Here is a 361-nt window from a genome sequence, read left to right on the forward strand (position 1 = left end):
ATCTCAATTAATAGATGAAGATTATATAGGAGAGAATGATATTAATAGAATTGATAATAGAGATGATAATGATAATAATAACCCATCGTCGAAAAAAGAAGTAAATAATTCAAAAAATAATGATACCGCAAATGGTTCAAGCGATACCTCAAATGGTTCAAGCGATACCCAAAATGGTTTAAATGATACCTCAAATGGTTCAAGCGATACCGAAAATAATTTTAGCAAAAACACTGATACAAATAAAAACAACAATAACGATATAAATTTAAAAAAAGATGACAGATATAAATTAAATTCTAAAATAGATATTGGTAAATATCATTTTAATGAATTAGATATTTTTGTTGATGATAAATAT

1 protein-coding gene is annotated in these 361 nt (G+C 24.4%); it reads left to right on the forward strand.

Going from position 1 to position 361, the window contains the following annotated elements; genetic code table 4:
* Positions 1 to 361, forward strand: a 361-nt coding sequence (locus N9R85_RS03910; protein WP_262858671.1) for a hypothetical protein, incomplete at both ends; no start/stop codon positions are given.

It is taken from the genome of Mycoplasma sp. CSL7503-lung (assembly GCF_025515455.1).
In the GTDB taxonomy this organism is placed as follows: Bacteria; Bacillota_I; Bacilli_A; order Mycoplasmatales; family Metamycoplasmataceae; genus Mycoplasmopsis.